Origin of the sequence: Pseudomonas sp. O230, from assembly GCF_045447035.1 — a bacterium.
Classification (GTDB): Bacteria; Pseudomonadota; Gammaproteobacteria; order Pseudomonadales; family Pseudomonadaceae; genus Aquipseudomonas.
Map to the genome: position 1 here is coordinate 1 of NZ_JBJGXN010000001.1, position 15,483 is coordinate 15,483.

Sequence of the window (15,483 nt, forward strand, 5' to 3'; positions counted from 1 at the left end):
CCAACAACTTCCAGAAAGCCTGGAAAGAGCGTGCTTCCCTCTATATAGGAGAGCAAAAACACGCCTCTATATAGAAGGATTCCTCAGAGCACTCCGGCGTCTTTAAACGCAGCCACCGCACACGCATCCAGACCCAACACCCGCTGCAACACCTCCAGCGTATGCTCACCCAGTAACGGAGGCGCATTGCGGTACTCCACCGGCGTCTCGGACAGACGAATCGGGCTCGCCACCTGCGGCACCATCCCTGCCAAGGCATGAGGCAGCTCGATCGCCAAACCGCGCGCCTTTACCTGAGGATCGGCAAACACCTGAGCCAGATCATTGATCGGGCCACAGGGCACGCCTGCCTGCTCCAACTGTGACACCCACTCAGCAGTGGTCTTGAACACCGTAGCTTGGCGGATCAACGGAATCAGCACAGCCCGATTCGCCACTCGCAACTTGTTGGTCGCAAAGCGCGGATCATCCGCCCATTGCGGCTGCCCGGCCACTTCCGCAAATTTTCGGAACTGCCCGTCGTTACCCACAGTGAGGATGAAATTGCCATCTGCTGTAGGAAAGTCCTGATACGGCACGATGTTCGGATGCGCATTGCCCAGACGCTTCGGTGCATTGCCCGTCGTCAGGTAGTTCATCGCCTGATTGGCCAGACAAGCCACCTGAACATCCAGCAACGCCATATCAATATGCTGACCGCCTCCGTCCTGATCCCGATGCGCAAGCGCCGCGAGGATCGCCACGGTCGAATAGAGCCCGGTCAATATGTCCGTCAGCGCCACGCCGACTTTGACCGGCCCGGCACCATCATCCCCTTCAGGTCGCCCCGTCAGGCTCATCAGGCCGCCCAAGCCCTGGATCATGAAGTCATAACCCGCGCGCTTGGCGTAAGGACCGGTCTGACCAAACCCGGTGATCGAGCAGTAAATCAAATTCGGATTGGCAACCTTGAGCGACTCATAGTCCAGCCCATAAGCCGCCAGGCCACCGACCTTGAAGTTCTCGATCAGAATGTCTGACTTCGCCGCCAGCTCACGCACCAGCTTCTGCCCCTCCGGGCGCGTAAAGTCGATGGTCACCGATTGCTTGTTGCGATTGGCCGACAAGTAGTAGGCGGCCTCGCTGGTGTTCTCGCCATAGGCATCCTTCAGGAAAGGAGGCCCCCAGGCACGCGTGTCATCGCCATTGCCCGGACGCTCGACCTTGATCACCTCGGCGCCAAGGTCCGCCAGTATCTGCCCGGACCAAGGCCCGGCCAGCACCCGCGACAAATCCAGTACCCGTAGATGCGAAAGCGCGCCCATGGCCGTTCTCCTATTAATAGAACGCCTGGATGCCGGTCTGAGCACGACCAAGGATCAGCGCGTGGACGTCATGCGTACCTTCATAGGTATTCACCACTTCCAGGTTGACCAGGTGACGCGCCACGCCGAACTCATCGGAGATCCCGTTACCGCCCAACATGTCACGCGCCATGCGAGCGATGTCCAGGGACTTGCCGCAGGAGTTGCGCTTCATCATCGACGTGATCTCGACCGCAGCGGTGCCTTCATCTTTCATACGACCCAGACGCAGGCAACCTTGCAGAGCCAAGGTGATTTCGGTCTGCATGTCAGCCAGTTTCTTCTGGATCAGTTGAGTAGCGGCCAACGGACGACCGAACTGCTGACGATCCAGGGTGTATTGGCGAGCGGTGTGCCAGCAGAACTCGGCCGCGCCCAGCGCGCCCCAGGAAATGCCGTAACGAGCCGAGTTCAGGCAAGTAAACGGGCCTTTCAAACCGCGGACGTCAGGGAAGATGTTCTCTTCAGGGACAAACACGTTGTCCATGACGATCTCACCGGTGATGGATGCACGCAGCCCCACTTTGCCGTGGATTGCCGGCGCGCTCAGACCTTTCCAACCCTTCTCCAGAACGAAGCCACGGATGTCGCCCGCGTCATCCTTGCCCCAGACCACGAACACATCGGCGATCGGGCTGTTGGTGATCCACATTTTGCTGCCGGTCAGGCTGTAGCCGCCTTCCACTTTACGTGCACGAGTAATCATCGCGCCCGGGTCGGAACCGTGGTTAGGCTCGGTCAGACCGAAGCAGCCAATCCACTCGCCCGAAGCCAGTTTCGGCAAATACTTCTGTTTCTGGGCTTCGGTTCCGAATTCATTGATTGGCACCATCACCAAAGAGGACTGCACGCTCATCATCGAGCGATAGCCGGAGTCGACGCGCTCCACTTCACGGGCAATCAGACCGTAGCTGACATAGTTCAGACCGCTGCCGCCATATTGCTCAGGGATGGTTGCGCCCAGCAGGCCGACTTCGCCCATTTCACGGAAGATCGCCGGATCGGTCTTTTCATGACGGAAAGCTTCAAGAACACGCGGCGCGAGCTTCTGCTGAGCGAATTGCTCGGCGGTGTCGCGGATCATGCGTTCTTCTTCGGTGAGCTGTTGATCCAGCAGCAGGGGATCGATCCAGTTGAAGCTAGCTTTACCGCCCATGAGTGTTTCCTCTCGAATCGGGTCAAATAACGTGGACTGATCCTAGGCCGGGTTTGTCGCCACGGCAAACGAGGTTTTTGCATACTGTTGTGCTAATTTCTCACTCCGAAACGTCGAGAAACAGCTTTTATGCAATGCATTAGTGAGGTTGACGTACATGCGCAGGAAGATCCCCAGCACAACCGCCCTGATCAGCTTTGAAGCAGCGGCACGCCACGAGAGCTTTACCAAGGCAGCCCAGGAACTCTCCCTCACCCAGGGAGCAATCTGCCGACAGATCGCCAGCCTTGAGGACTTCCTCGGTGTGGAATTGTTCCGACGCTCGCGACGTGGGGTGAAGCTGACTGAAGCCGGACTTTCCTACAGCCGTCGCGTAGCCACACAGTTGGACGCCGTAGAGCGGGACACTCTGTCAGTGATGGGTCAACAGGGGACCAACGTGATTGAACTCGCTGTTGTGCCGACCTTCGGCACCCAGTGGCTGCTGCCGCGACTCAAGGACTTCCAGCAAAAACATCCGGAAGTGACGGTCAACCTCACCAACCGCACCCGCCCCTTTCTTTTTGCCGATACAGATTTCGACGCCGCGATTTACTTTGGCGATGCGGACTGGTCAGGCACTGAATCCCACAGACTGATGGGCGAAAATCCGATGCCGGTGTGCAGCCCCAACCTACTGAAAAAAAGGACAAACCTCACACCAGCAGAAATCGCCGAACTGCCCCTGTTACAACAAACCACTCGCCCCTATGCCTGGCGCCAATGGTTCAACTCGCAAAATCTCAATATCCCGCGCGACATGACAGGACCGCGCTACGAGCTATTCTCCATGCTTGCCCAAGCGGCGATGCATGACATGGGAATTGCCTTGATCCCGCCGTTCCTGATTCAGCGCGAACTGGCGGAGAAGCGCCTGGTGATTGCCAACGCTCAGGCGCTGTCCAGCATCAAGGCGTATTACTTGATGATTCCTGAGCGAAAGGTCGAATCGGCGTCTTTGAAGGCATTTCGCGACTGGCTGGTGAGCCAGGCACAAAGCTACAGCCTTGAGGGTTAAAGGCTTTACGCCATTAGCTGACTCCGTAGTCAGCAAATTAAAAGCCCTACAGATATAAGTATTTGTCGCAATTTCGCAGACTGTACCGAGAAACGGTACAAACGTCCCACAAGCGCCTAAAAACGTGGCCTTGAGCCGCTATTCACTGGCAATAACACTGCATTCACCTTACCGATGGGGAATTTTTTGAATTTTCGCCAAAGTCCTTACGAGGCAAGGCCTGCAAGGGATTGAAGCAGTTAGTTGCGACATTCGGTCACGGGGTGACTTGTAGTTAATTTTCCGTCACCCGTCATAATCCCTTGAAGGGCACAAAGTTCGCCTGCAAAATGCCGCGCCCCGCCCTGATTTGGCGGGATCGTGCTGATCGGCCGCCCCAGCCGCACCATCCGAAGTGCCTGGGTTTACTCAATAAGATCACGCAGGAGATTTGACGTGCACATTGGTGTTCCTCTCGAAACCCAGACGGGTGAAACACGGGTTGCTGCAACCCCGGAAACCATCAAGAAGCTGATCGGCCAGGGTCATAAAGTCACTGTGCAAAGCGGCGCGGGCATTAATGCCAGCGTTGTCGACAGTGCTTATGAAGCGGCAGGCGCAACCATTGGCAGCGCCAACGATGCGTTTGGTGCCGAGCTGATTCTCAAGGTGGTCGCCCCCAGCGACAGCGAACTTGCTCTGATCAAGAGCGGTACCGTTGTAGTGGGCATGCTCAACCCGTTCAGCAATGAAACCATTGCCAAGCTGGCCGAGTGCGGCATTACCGCGTTTGCGCTGGAAGCCGCGCCGCGCACCTCCCGCGCCCAGAGCCTGGATGTGCTGTCCTCTCAGGCGAACATCGCCGGCTATAAAGCCGTGTTGCTGGCCGCTCACCACTATCCACGCTTCATGCCAATGCTGATGACCGCGGCGGGCACCGTGAAAGCCGCGCGCGTGCTGATTCTTGGCGCCGGTGTTGCCGGTTTACAGGCAATCGCTACCGCGAAACGTCTGGGTGCGGTGATTGAAGCATCTGACGTGCGTCCTGCGGTTAAGGAACAGATCGAATCCCTCGGCGCCAAGTTCGTCGACGTGCCTTACGAGACTGATGAAGAGCGTGAATGCGCTGTCGGTGTCGGCGGTTACGCACGGCCGATGCCTGCGAGCTGGATGCAGCGTCAGGCACTGGCCGTGCACGAGCGCGCCAAGCAGGCTGACATTGTCATCACCACGGCACTGATCCCGGGCCGCAAGGCACCGACGCTGTTGAGCGCGGAAACCGTGGCGCAGATGAAGCCGGGCTCGGTGGTCATCGACCTCGCTGCAGCCCAGGGCGGCAACTGCCCGCTGACCGTGGCCGATCAGGTGGTGATCGAGAATGGCGTGACCATTTGCGGTCCGACCAACCTGGCCGGCGCGGTCGCGGCAGATGCCTCGGCCCTGTACGCGCGCAACCTGCTGGACTTCCTGAAGCTGGTCTTCAACAAAGAAGGCCAGTTCGAGATCAACCTCGAAGACGACATCGTCGCCGCGTGCCTGATGTGCCGCGACGGCCAAGTCATCCGCAAAAACGCCTAAGCAGGGATTCAGACGATGGAAGAGCTTATCTCCCCCGGTATCTACAACCTGATCATCTTCGTGCTGGCGATTTATGTCGGTTATCACGTGGTCTGGAACGTTACACCTGCACTGCACACGCCGCTGATGGCGGTGACCAACGCCATTTCGGCGATCGTGATCGTCGGCGCCATGCTGGCGGCGGCGCTGACCGTGACCCCGCTAGGCAAGACCATGGGCACCCTGGCCGTGGCCCTGGCAGCAGTCAACGTATTCGGTGGCTTCCTGGTGACCCGCAGGATGCTTGAAATGTTCAAGAAAAAAGCCCCGAAAGTCGTAAAAGAAGAGGCGCCTAAGTAATGAGCATGAACCTCGTAACGACGCTCTACTTGATCGCGTCCATCTGCTTCATCCAGGCCCTCAAAGGCCTGTCGCACCCGACCACGTCGCGGCGCGGCAATCTGTACGGCATGCTCGGCATGGCGTTGGCGATCCTCACCACCGTCGGCCTGATCTATAAGCTGGGCGCTGAACTCGCGACCGCCGGCATCGGCTACGTCATCGTCGGCTTGCTGGTCGGCGGTACTGCCGGCTCAATCATGGCCAAGCGCGTTGAAATGACCAAGATGCCGGAACTGGTCGCCTTCATGCACAGCATGATCGGTATGGCCGCGGTGTTCATCGCGATCGCTGCTGTTGTCGAGCCGCAATCGCTGGGCATCGTCAAACAACTGGGGGATTCGATTCCTGCCGGTAATCGCCTGGAGTTGTTCCTCGGCGCTGCGATTGGTGCAATCACCTTCTCCGGTTCGGTGATCGCGTTCGGCAAGCTCTCGGGCAAGTACAAGTTCCGTCTGTTCCAGGGTGCACCGGTACAGTTCGCTGGCCAGCACAAGCTGAACCTGCTGCTGGGTCTGGCGACACTGGGGCTGGGTATCACCTTCATGCTGACCGGCAATCTCAGTGCCTTCGCGCTGATGCTGGCATTGGCCTTCGTGATGGGCGTGCTGATCATCATCCCGATCGGTGGCGCGGACATGCCGGTTGTGGTGTCGATGCTCAACAGTTACTCCGGCTGGGCAGCGGCGGGTATCGGCTTCTCGCTGAACAACTCGATGCTGATCATCGCCGGCTCGCTGGTGGGTTCGTCCGGTGCAATCCTCTCGTACATCATGTGCAAGGCGATGAACCGCTCCTTCTTTAATGTGCTGCTTGGTGGTTTCGGCAATACGGCCGATGCTGGCCCGGTGGGCGCCAAGGAAGCCCGCCCGGTGAAATCCGGTTCGGCTGACGACGCGACCTTCCTGCTGACCAACGCCGATACCGTGATCATCGTTCCGGGCTACGGCCTGGCGGTAGCACGGGCGCAGCACGCACTGAAAGAGCTGACCGAGAAGCTGACCCATCGCGGCGTGACCGTGAAATATGCGATCCACCCGGTCGCCGGTCGCATGCCTGGTCACATGAACGTGCTGTTGGCCGAGGCGGAAGTGCCTTACGACCAGGTGTTCGAGATGGAAGACATCAACTCCGAGTTCGGCCAGGCCGACGTGGTGTTGGTGCTCGGCGCCAACGACGTGGTCAACCCGGCGGCGAAGAACGATCCGAAATCGCCGATTGCCGGGATGCCGATTCTCGAAGCGTTCAAAGCCAAGACGATCATCGTCAACAAGCGCTCGATGGCCAGCGGCTATGCCGGTCTGGACAACGAACTGTTCTACCTCGACAAAACCATGATGGTCTTCGGCGACGCCAAGAAAGTCATCGAAGACATGGTCAAAGCCGTCGAGTAAAAACTGCTCCAGCGCAATACCCAAAACCTCAGCCTTTAGTAGGCTGGGGTTTTTTTATTCCCCGTGAAACCCGACCAAAGGCTCTAAATCAGGGGTCTGCATTCGACCATGGTAGCGGGAGGATTTTTTTTGAAATCACTAGACTGCACACCTTGCTTCCGTTGCCCGAGATAACAATCCATGTACCGTGATCGTATTCGCTTGCCTTCGTTGTTGGATAAGGTGATGAGCGCCGCTGACGCTGCCGCGCTGATTGAGGACGGCATGACCGTCGGCATGAGTGGTTTCACGCGCGCCGGCGAAGCCAAAGCCGTGCCTCATGCATTGGCCGAACGCGCCAAAGTCACCCCGCTGAAAATCACGCTGATGACCGGCGCCAGCCTGGGCAACGACCTTGATAAACAGCTCACCGAAGCCGGCGTTCTGTCGCGACGCATGCCGTTCCAGGTCGACAGCACATTGCGCAAGGCGATCAACGCCGGCGAAGTGATGTTCATTGATCAGCATCTTTCAGAAACCGTGGAGTCGCTGCGTAATCAGCAGCTGAAACTGCCGGACATCGCCGTGATTGAAGCCGTGGCGATCACCGAGCAAGGCCACATCGTGCCGACCACTTCGGTGGGCAACTCGGCCAGCTTCGCGATTTTCGCCAAACAGGTAATTGTCGAGATCAACCTGGCGCACAACCCGAACCTCGAGGGTTTGCACGACATCTATATCCCGACGTATCGCCCCACCCGCACGCCGATCCCGCTGGTGAAAGTGGACGATCGCATTGGCAGCACCGCTATCCCGATTCCGCCGGAAAAGATCGTCGCGATCGTCATCACCAATCAGTCCGACTCGCCGTCGACTGTGCTGCCGCCGGACGTTGATACTCAGGCCATTGCCGACCACCTGATCGACTTCTTCAAGCAGGAAGTGGCGGCCGGGCGCATGACCAACAAGCTCGGCCCGTTGCAGGCCGGCATCGGCACCATTGCCAACTCGGTGATGTGCGGACTGATCGATTCGCCGTTCGAAGACCTGACCATGTATTCCGAGGTGTTGCAGGATTCGACCTTCGACCTGATCGACGCCGGCAAGCTGAGCTTTGCGTCGGGCAGTTCAATCACTTTGTCGAGCCGCCGCAACGCCGATGTGTTCGGCAACCTGGAACGCTACAAGGACAAACTGGTCCTGCGCCCACAGGAAATCTCCAACCACCCGGAAGTAGTGCGCCGCCTCGGCATCATCGGCATCAACACCGCGCTGGAGTTCGACCTGTACGGCAACGTCAACTCCACCCACGTCTGCGGCACGCGGATGATGAACGGGATCGGTGGCTCAGGCGACTTCGCGCGCAACGCACACCTGGCGATCTTCGTGACCAAATCGATTGCCAAGGGCGGCGCGATTTCGAGCGTGGTGCCGATGGTCAGCCACGTCGATCACACAGAACATGACGTTGACATCCTCGTGACCGAGGTCGGCCTCGCGGACTTACGCGGGCTGGCACCGCGGGAGCGGGCTCGCGTCATCATCGATAACTGTGTACACCCGGACTATCGCCAAGCACTGGATGACTACTTCACCGCCGCCTGCGTCATCGGCGGGCACACCCCGCATATCCTGCGTGACGCGCTGAGCTGGCACATCAACCTGGAAGAAACCGGACGAATGCTGCCAAGGTAATTGATACAGATAGCCGCTGACGCAAACACAGTTTCGTCAGCGGACTATTGCCAAGCAAGAATGTGTTTAAAACTGTACTGCTGTACTGGTCTTTTCCTACCGCAATGTCCTACCTTTCCGACCCAAATCACAAAAATTGCACCATATCAGTGCCTATAGGTACAGTTGCCTCAATTTCGACCAGTACACCACCCTTTAACAGTTAACTGGTCCCTCACAATACAGGTGAACTGTATCTAGAGAGACTGGCCAAACGAGAGGATCATTGGCATCAGTTAAACCACTACCTAATCCCGCCACAAGCGGAAGGATGTCAACCATGGAACGTACACTCAGTTCCGAACTGTTCTTCGAAGATACTGCTGCAAAAACCCAGGCTTCCATGCCTCTTCGCGTTATCGCCAACCTGATGTTGTGGCAGCGCCGCATCTCCAGCCGCCATCAACTGGCTCGCCTGGATTCGCGTCTGCTGGCTGACGCCGGGATTAGCGAAGCACAACGCTACGAAGAGCTGAGCAAGCCGTTCTGGCGCTAAGTTAGCGTCGCTGGCTCTGATCTTTAAGGTCAACCGCCAGCACCCGAATTGAACAAACAAAACCCGTCGTGGGAAACCACGACGGGTTTTGTCGTTTTGGGCCACGAAATCCTCAAAACAATAGGCATCGACAACGACAGGTACAGTTAAAAAACAATTCAAACTGAACCAGTACAATTTTGATGGAGTGTGTCTGTCCCGGGGTGTCGGGCGGGATCATCATGAAATCCCGACCTGCCAGCAAAAGGACTGCACCATGGATCAGCTACTGGATCTCACCGCGATCACTTCACAATCCAAGCCTCGGTCTACCTGGCTTGGGAGATTGTTCAAAAGCCTCGCCGCCAGTCTCGAAAGGGCCCGAACCCGGCGTTTACTGGCGCAGCTCGACGGCAGACAGCTGTCTGACCTGGGCCTCAGTCATTCAGATCGTGTCAGAGAGCTGGATAAGCCTTTCTGGCGCTGACCTACGCTTGAACAGACGGGACTGTGCGAACCGACACCGACAAGCCTAATATCCATTCAGAACGTGGCGATGACTGCGCGACAGGCGTCTGACTCAACAGATACCGCGCCACCTCTCACTCGGTTTACCCAAAGGAGTTACACCATGTCCCGTCTTCGTCTGCTCAGCGTTGCAGCCCTGCTTGCCGTGGCTGCCAATTCCCACGCCACCAGCTTCATCGTGACCACCGATGCCGTCGTCGGTGCACTCAAGGCCACGTCCGATGCCACTTCCGATGTCACCTCGTCCTTTCGCGATGACAAGATCGTACGCGCGGCCCGTGACGACGCCGCCAGCTTCGTCGCCAGCGAAGGCGCCATTCGTGGCGTGAAACTGGAAAGCGCACTGGACCACATTCGCCACCAGGCACCTCAACTGAACGCGACAGACGCACAACTGGCTCAGGCCATCCTGACTATCTGACTAAGCGTCATCCGGGACACGCCAACGTGTCCCGATGTTTCGGCACTGGCTCTAAATCGGGCGTTGCGCTAGCCTTGGGACTCGCTTTCAACAGTCGAGTCTCATGCGTTTTCTTACCTGTCTATTGATCACTCCGGTTTTCATGGCGGCCAGTTGGGCCGGTTCGGCTCATGCCTTTGACCTGACGACACAAGGCCTCGTAGCCACCGGCTACGCCACCAGCATGGTGACCTCCGCGCCCTTCGACCGTAAGTTGCTGCTGGCTGCCCGGGATGACGCAGCGTCGTTCATCGCCAGTGACGGCCAGTTGCGAGGCGCACAACTTGAATCCGCCCTGATTCACCTGCGCCGCACCCAGCCAAAACTTCATGCAAGCGACCTTGAACTGGCACACGCTATTCTCGTCCAATAGTTATCCTCGTCCCTCCGGAGTTGTTCCATGCGTAGCCCGCTGATTGTCGCCATCCTTGGCCTGTTGCTGTTGGCCGACGTAGCCCAGGCGCACACCTTGGTTGCCACCAGCAACATCCTCATCAACGCCACTCGCCGCACCCTTGATTTCACTTCCGATACGACGACGTCCATCCGTGATTCGAAAATCGTCCGTGAAGCCCACGACGATGCCGCCAGTTTCGTCGCCAGTGATGGCGATATCCGAGGCGCGCATCTGGAAGCAGCGCTGAACCTATTGCGCACCCGCGTGCCGGAAGCTCGGGACGCCAGTGATCAGGTACTTGCCGAAGCCATCCTCGCACTGTGAGGTCGCTAAATGCCTGGCTTCTGGCCGGGGCCATGTTGCTGCTTGGCAACACCGCTCAGGCCGGGCTGCAATTACAACTCAAGACCGAAGGTCTGAGTCCCGCGCAACAGCAGGCCAGCCAGGCTCTGCTTGATGAAGCCATGCAGGCGTTGCCGCCGCGGTTCATTGAGCAACTCGATCGGCGCATCGACGTCGGCTGGACCGATGACATGCCGAGCAACGCCTACGGCCAGGCATCGCTGGTGTCCGAACTCGACCTGAACCGCAACCTGCTCGCCAGCCTCACCGACGGCAGCGCCGAAACCAAGAAGACCTATCGCCCCCACGGCACAGTACGCCGGGAAATGCTGGCCACGGTACTGCACGAACTCACCCACATTTATGACCGCTCGCGGTTTTGGCCAGCCGCCGAACGCACGCTGATCCAGCGCTGCACCCGGCGTAGCAGCAGCTCCGGCCTGATCGGTATCCCGGATGAGTGCCGCGGCCAGTCCGACCGACGCTTTACCCTCAGCGATGACCCGCGCCTGCTCGACCTCGCGGGTTGGCCACAATACGTGGGCCGTCGTGGCGAGCGCGAACAGTACAACCGGCAGATTGCCCGCAGCCCGGACATCTACGAGACCAGCAGCCCCAAAGAGTTCGTTGCGGTCAACATGGAGTATTTCCTCCTCGACCCAAGCTACGCGTGTCGCCGCCCTGCGCTCTACCGCTACTACAAAGAGCATTTCGGCTGGGCTCCCGCCGCCAAAGACACCTGCGGCAAATCCTTCGCCTTCCTCAACGCCGGCAATGACTTCGCCAAACAGCCTTTGGGTCAGGTCGATCCGGAGCGGGTGTATGCGGTGGACTATCTGTTGGCCGAAGCCAACCAGAACTGGGTCAGCCGCTGGGGCCACAGCATGTTGCGCTTGGTGATCTGTGCTCCCGGCCGGCCACGCGGGCCGGATTGCCGGCTGGACCTGGATCAGCATCTGGTGTTGTCCTATCGCGCGTTTGTCGGCGACGTACAGCTGTCGAGCTGGGATGGACTGGTCGGCAAATACCCGTCGCGCCTGTTTGTCCTGCCGCTGGCCCAGGTCATCGATGAGTACACCAAAACCGAATTGCGCAGCCTCGCCTCGGTGCCACTGAACCTGTCGCGCAACGAGATCGAAGACGTGGTGGAACATGCCGCCGAGATGCACTGGAGCTACGACGGTAATTACTTCTTCCTGTCCAACAACTGTGCGGTAGAAGGCCTGAAGTTGCTGCGCAGCGGCACCAACAACGCGAAGCTGGTCGGGCTGGACAACATCATGCCCAACGGCTTGCTGGAAGTGCTCAAGGGACGAGGACTGGCCGATACCAGCGTGCTGGACGATCCTCGTGAAGCCTTGCGCTTGGGCTATCGCTTCGACTCTTTCCGCGATCGCTATCAAGCAATGTTCGAGGTGCTGAAAAAACACCTGCCGATCAAACAGGACAAGGTCGAAGACTGGCTGGCATTGAAGGCTGAAGAGCGTCGTAACTGGATTGATCAGGCAGACCTGCGCACCAGTGCGGCTTTGCTGCTACTGGAGCAGGCGGCGTTCCGACAACAACTGGTGCTGGCCCAGGACGAAGTAAAGCAACGCTATCTCGGTGCGCGGGAATTGAAGAACGGCGGCATGGACAAGGCCAATGCGACGTTGCAGCAGATTCTCGCCAACAGTGGCTTCCTCAGCCGTCCGGCGGAGCTGCTCGGTACCGGCGGTTATGGCTTGCCGCAGCCCAGCGAGTGGCAACGCCTGGAATCGGAAAGCAGCCTGCGGCAGAAGCAGCTTCAGGCGCTGACCGGCGACCTGGACAAGGAAGTGAGAGCGCTGCTCGAACCGAGCCGTGCGGCGGAGATGGCTGCCAACGAAGCCAACCTGAAGCAGGTTGGCGAGCATTTGCGCAAATTGCACAAAGCGTCGGGCGGACTGGAGTTGCCATAAGTAAAAAGGCTTCGTGGATTAACCGCGAAGCCTTTTTTTGCCTGCAGGTTAGATCAAAGCACCCCTTCCAGAATTTCATAAACGATGCCGGTACCCACGGCGATCAGCACAATGTCAGCACCCGCGCGGCGCCATTCGTAACCCTGGTAATACGGCAACCGGCTCAGCGCGCGATTGTCCAGGCGTTCACCGTAGTAACCGTGCGGCAACGGCCGACCACGCTCCAGATGAATGCCGCGAGGTGGCGGTGCACCGCGTACGAAATAGCCATGATTGTCGCGGATCGTCTGGCGCACCGGGCCAAAGTCCCGTGGTGGTGGGCCGCCGCGATGATTGTCCTGCGGACCGCGGTGGTCATCGCCACGATTGTCGTAATGGTCCTGTTGTTGACCGCCGCGGTCATGATCGTCGCGCTGATCAGCGCTAGCGTGCAGCAACGGCGTGGCACTGAGCATCAGTACGCCCAGGCTGGCAATCAGACGTTTCGGCATTTTCATCGGATCTTTCCTCACGGCACACACAGCAAAAAGGGCTTCAGAACGTAGTCCTGAAGCCCTCGGTCTTGCTGTTTAGTCTGTGCCGTGAGGCTCTAATTCCTCTGTATCAGGAACTTTACCTTCAACTGACGCGAGCCTTACGCACGCCGTCCGCCAGCGCCGCGCAGAGACTCAACACACCATCAATCGCTTGATCCGGCGTCGTCGCATTGGCGATGTGATCGATCAACGCCGACCCCACCACGACACCATCGGCCAGGCGCGCGATGGACGCCGCTTGCTCCGGTGTACGAATACCGAAACCGATGCTGATCGGCAGATCGGTGTGACGACGTAGACGCGCAACGGCTTCTTCAACGTGCTCCAGCGTTGCCGCGCCGGCACCGGTCACACCGGCCACAGACACGTAATAAACGAAACCGGAGCTGCCGTTCAGAACGGTCGGCAAGCGCACGTCATCGGTGGTCGGGGTGGTCAGACGGATGAAGTCCAGACCGGCAGCCTGGGCCGGATCGCACAGCTCGCCGTTATGCTCGGGCGGCAGATCGACCACGATCAGACCATCCACACCGGCCTCTTTGGCGTCGGCGATGAATCGCGGCACGCCGTACATGTGGATCGGGTTGAAGTAGCCCATCAACACCAGCGGCGTATCGCTGTTGCCTTCGCGGAACTCGCGAACCATTTGCAGGGTTTTCGCCAGGTTCTGCTTGGCGCCCAAGGCGCGGATGTTGGCCAGCTGGATCGCTGGGCCGTCGGCCATCGGGTCGGTGAAGGGCATGCCCAGCTCGATCACGTCGGCGCCAGCACCGGGCAAGCCTTTGAGGATCGCCAGGGAAGTGTCATAGCTCGGGTCGCCAGCGGTGACGAAGGTCACCAGGGCGGCGCGGTTTTGTTCCTTGAGTTCGGCAAAACGCGTTTGCAGGCGGCTCATCAGTGTTTCTCCTGCTTTGATTGTTCCATGTGGTGCATCACGGTTTGCATGTCTTTGTCGCCACGGCCGGACAGGTTGACCACCATCAGGTGATCTTTCGGCAGGGTCGGTGCGCGTTTGAACACTTCGGCCAGGGCATGGGCGCTTTCCAGTGCAGGAATGATCCCTTCGAGACGGCAGCATTTGTGAAACGCCTCGAGGGCCTCGTGATCGGTCACCGAGGTGTACTGAACGCGGCCGATGTCATGCAACCAGGCGTGTTCCGGACCGATACCTGGATAGTCGAGGCCGGCGGAGATCGAATGCGCATCGATGATCTGGCCGTCGTCATCCTGCAGCAGGAAGGTACGGTTGCCGTGCAGTACGCCCGGTACGCCACCGTTCAGGCTCGCTGCGTGCTTACCGGTTTCGATACCGTAACCGGCCGCTTCGACACCAATGATTTCGACGCTCTTGTCATCAAGGAAAGGGTGGAACAGGCCCATGGCGTTGGAGCCACCGCCGATGCACGCGACCAGGCTGTCCGGCAGACGACCTTCCTGAGCTTGCAGCTGAGTACGGGTTTCCTTGCCGATAACGGCCTGGAAGTCGCGGACCATGGCAGGGTAAGGGTGCGGACCGGCCACGGTGCCGATCAGGTAGAACGTGTCGTCGACGTTTGTCACCCAGTCACGCAGCGCTTCGTTCATCGCGTCTTTCAGGGTGCCGGTACCGGCCACCACCGGGATCACTTCGGCGCCCAGCAGTTTCATGCGGAATACGTTGGCTTGCTGACGCTCGATGTCGGTGGTGCCCATGTAGATCACGCAATCGAGGCCGAAACGCGCGGCCACGGTGGCGGTTGCCACGCCGTGCATGCCGGCGCCAGTCTCGGCGATGATGCGTTTCTTGCCCATGCGCCGCGCCAGCAGGATCTGGCCGATGCAGTTGTTGATCTTGTGCGCGCCGGTGTGGTTCAGCTCTTCACGCTTGAGATAAATCTTCGCGCCGCCGCAGAATTCGGTCAGGCGCTCAGCGAAATAGAGTGGGCTTGGACGTCCGACGTAGTCGCGCTGGAAGTAGGCCAATTCTTCTTTGAATGCCGGATCTTCCTTGGCCGTTTCGTATTCGCGGGCCAGATCGAGGATCAACGGCATAAGGGTTTCGGCGACGTAGCGGCCGCCGAACGAGCCAAACAGGCCGTTGGCGTCGGGGCCGTTGCGCAGATGAGTCTGGGTCATGGGTCGCTCCAGTTGGATTCGTGAGATGACAATGACGCTCACTCTACCCCTGACGTCCCGAGCTGAAAACCGATAAGATCGCCGCAACCTGT

Annotated in this window: 16 protein-coding genes; 11 read left to right on the forward strand and 5 right to left on the reverse strand. The window is 58.8% G+C overall.

The window, feature by feature from the left end:
* Positions 1-83: 83 nt before the first annotated feature.
* A complete protein-coding gene (locus ACI77H_RS00005) occupies positions 84-1,304 on the reverse strand; it encodes a CaiB/BaiF CoA transferase family protein (protein WP_407009795.1) in 1,221 nt (406 codons plus the stop codon).
* Between the two features lie 13 nt (positions 1,305-1,317).
* Entirely contained in the window at positions 1,318-2,499 is a 1,182-nt protein-coding gene (locus ACI77H_RS00010) for an acyl-CoA dehydrogenase (RefSeq protein ID WP_010465741.1), read from the reverse strand.
* 157 nt (positions 2,500-2,656) lie between these two features.
* Between ACI77H_RS00010 and ACI77H_RS00015 the strand changes: the two genes are divergently transcribed.
* From ACI77H_RS00015 to ACI77H_RS00065, 11 genes are all read left to right on the forward strand, one after another.
* The gene (locus tag ACI77H_RS00015) at positions 2,657-3,556 is read left to right on the forward strand and encodes a LysR family transcriptional regulator (protein WP_407009796.1); all 900 of its coding nucleotides are present in this window, start codon (positions 2,657-2,659) and stop codon (positions 3,554-3,556) included.
* Positions 3,557-3,991: 435 nt separating this feature from the next.
* Complete coding sequence (locus ACI77H_RS00020) at positions 3,992-5,113, forward strand: Re/Si-specific NAD(P)(+) transhydrogenase subunit alpha (protein WP_407009797.1); 1,122 nt, start codon at positions 3,992-3,994, stop codon at positions 5,111-5,113.
* Between the two features lie 15 nt (positions 5,114-5,128).
* Positions 5,129-5,452, forward strand: coding sequence for an NAD(P) transhydrogenase subunit alpha (locus ACI77H_RS00025; protein WP_007947884.1), 324 nt, complete (start codon positions 5,129-5,131; stop codon positions 5,450-5,452).
* Positions 5,452-6,885 carry an NAD(P)(+) transhydrogenase (Re/Si-specific) subunit beta gene (locus ACI77H_RS00030; protein WP_407009798.1) on the forward strand — a complete coding sequence of 478 codons (1,434 nt, stop codon included), beginning with the start codon at positions 5,452-5,454 and terminating at the stop codon, positions 6,883-6,885. Before ACI77H_RS00025 ends, ACI77H_RS00030 begins: the two co-directional genes overlap by 1 nt.
* A 180-nt stretch (positions 6,886-7,065) precedes the next feature.
* Positions 7,066-8,559 (forward strand): acetyl-CoA hydrolase/transferase family protein, encoded by a 1,494-nt coding sequence (locus tag ACI77H_RS00035; RefSeq protein WP_407009799.1) that lies wholly within the window; start codon positions 7,066-7,068, stop codon positions 8,557-8,559.
* Between the two features lie 319 nt (positions 8,560-8,878).
* Positions 8,879-9,094, forward strand: coding sequence for a DUF1127 domain-containing protein (locus ACI77H_RS00040; protein WP_007902752.1), 216 nt, complete (start codon positions 8,879-8,881; stop codon positions 9,092-9,094).
* 256 nt (positions 9,095-9,350) lie between these two features.
* Positions 9,351-9,560: a DUF1127 domain-containing protein gene (locus tag ACI77H_RS00045; protein WP_407009800.1), complete on the forward strand. Its 210-nt coding sequence runs from the start codon at positions 9,351-9,353 to the stop codon at positions 9,558-9,560.
* A 144-nt stretch (positions 9,561-9,704) separates the two neighbouring features.
* Positions 9,705-10,022: a DUF2388 domain-containing protein gene (locus ACI77H_RS00050; protein ID WP_407009801.1), complete on the forward strand. Its 318-nt coding sequence runs from the start codon at positions 9,705-9,707 to the stop codon at positions 10,020-10,022.
* Between the two features lie 103 nt (positions 10,023-10,125).
* A complete protein-coding gene (locus ACI77H_RS00055) occupies positions 10,126-10,434 on the forward strand; it encodes a DUF2388 domain-containing protein (protein WP_407009802.1) in 309 nt (102 codons plus the stop codon).
* A gap of 27 nt (positions 10,435-10,461) precedes the next feature.
* Entirely contained in the window at positions 10,462-10,782 is a 321-nt protein-coding gene (locus ACI77H_RS00060) for a DUF2388 domain-containing protein (protein WP_407009803.1), read from the forward strand.
* A complete protein-coding gene (locus ACI77H_RS00065) occupies positions 10,779-12,740 on the forward strand; it encodes a DUF4105 domain-containing protein (protein WP_407009804.1) in 1,962 nt (653 codons plus the stop codon). The genes ACI77H_RS00060 and ACI77H_RS00065 overlap by 4 nt, the downstream gene beginning before the upstream one ends.
* A 53-nt stretch (positions 12,741-12,793) precedes the next feature.
* Here the strand turns inward: ACI77H_RS00065 and ACI77H_RS00070 are convergent, their stop codons facing one another.
* The 3 genes from ACI77H_RS00070 to trpB form a co-directional block, all read right to left on the reverse strand.
* Positions 12,794-13,237, reverse strand: a complete 444-nt coding sequence (locus ACI77H_RS00070) for an anti-virulence regulator CigR family protein (RefSeq protein WP_407009805.1) — start codon at positions 13,235-13,237, stop codon at positions 12,794-12,796.
* Positions 13,238-13,358: 121 nt separating this feature from the next.
* Positions 13,359-14,171: a tryptophan synthase subunit alpha gene (gene trpA / locus ACI77H_RS00075; protein ID WP_407009806.1), complete on the reverse strand. Its 813-nt coding sequence runs from the start codon at positions 14,169-14,171 to the stop codon at positions 13,359-13,361.
* Positions 14,171-15,391 (reverse strand): tryptophan synthase subunit beta, encoded by a 1,221-nt coding sequence (trpB, locus tag ACI77H_RS00080; RefSeq protein WP_407009807.1) that lies wholly within the window; start codon positions 15,389-15,391, stop codon positions 14,171-14,173. Before trpB ends, trpA begins: the two co-directional genes overlap by 1 nt.
* Between the last annotated feature and the right edge of the window lie 92 nt (positions 15,392-15,483).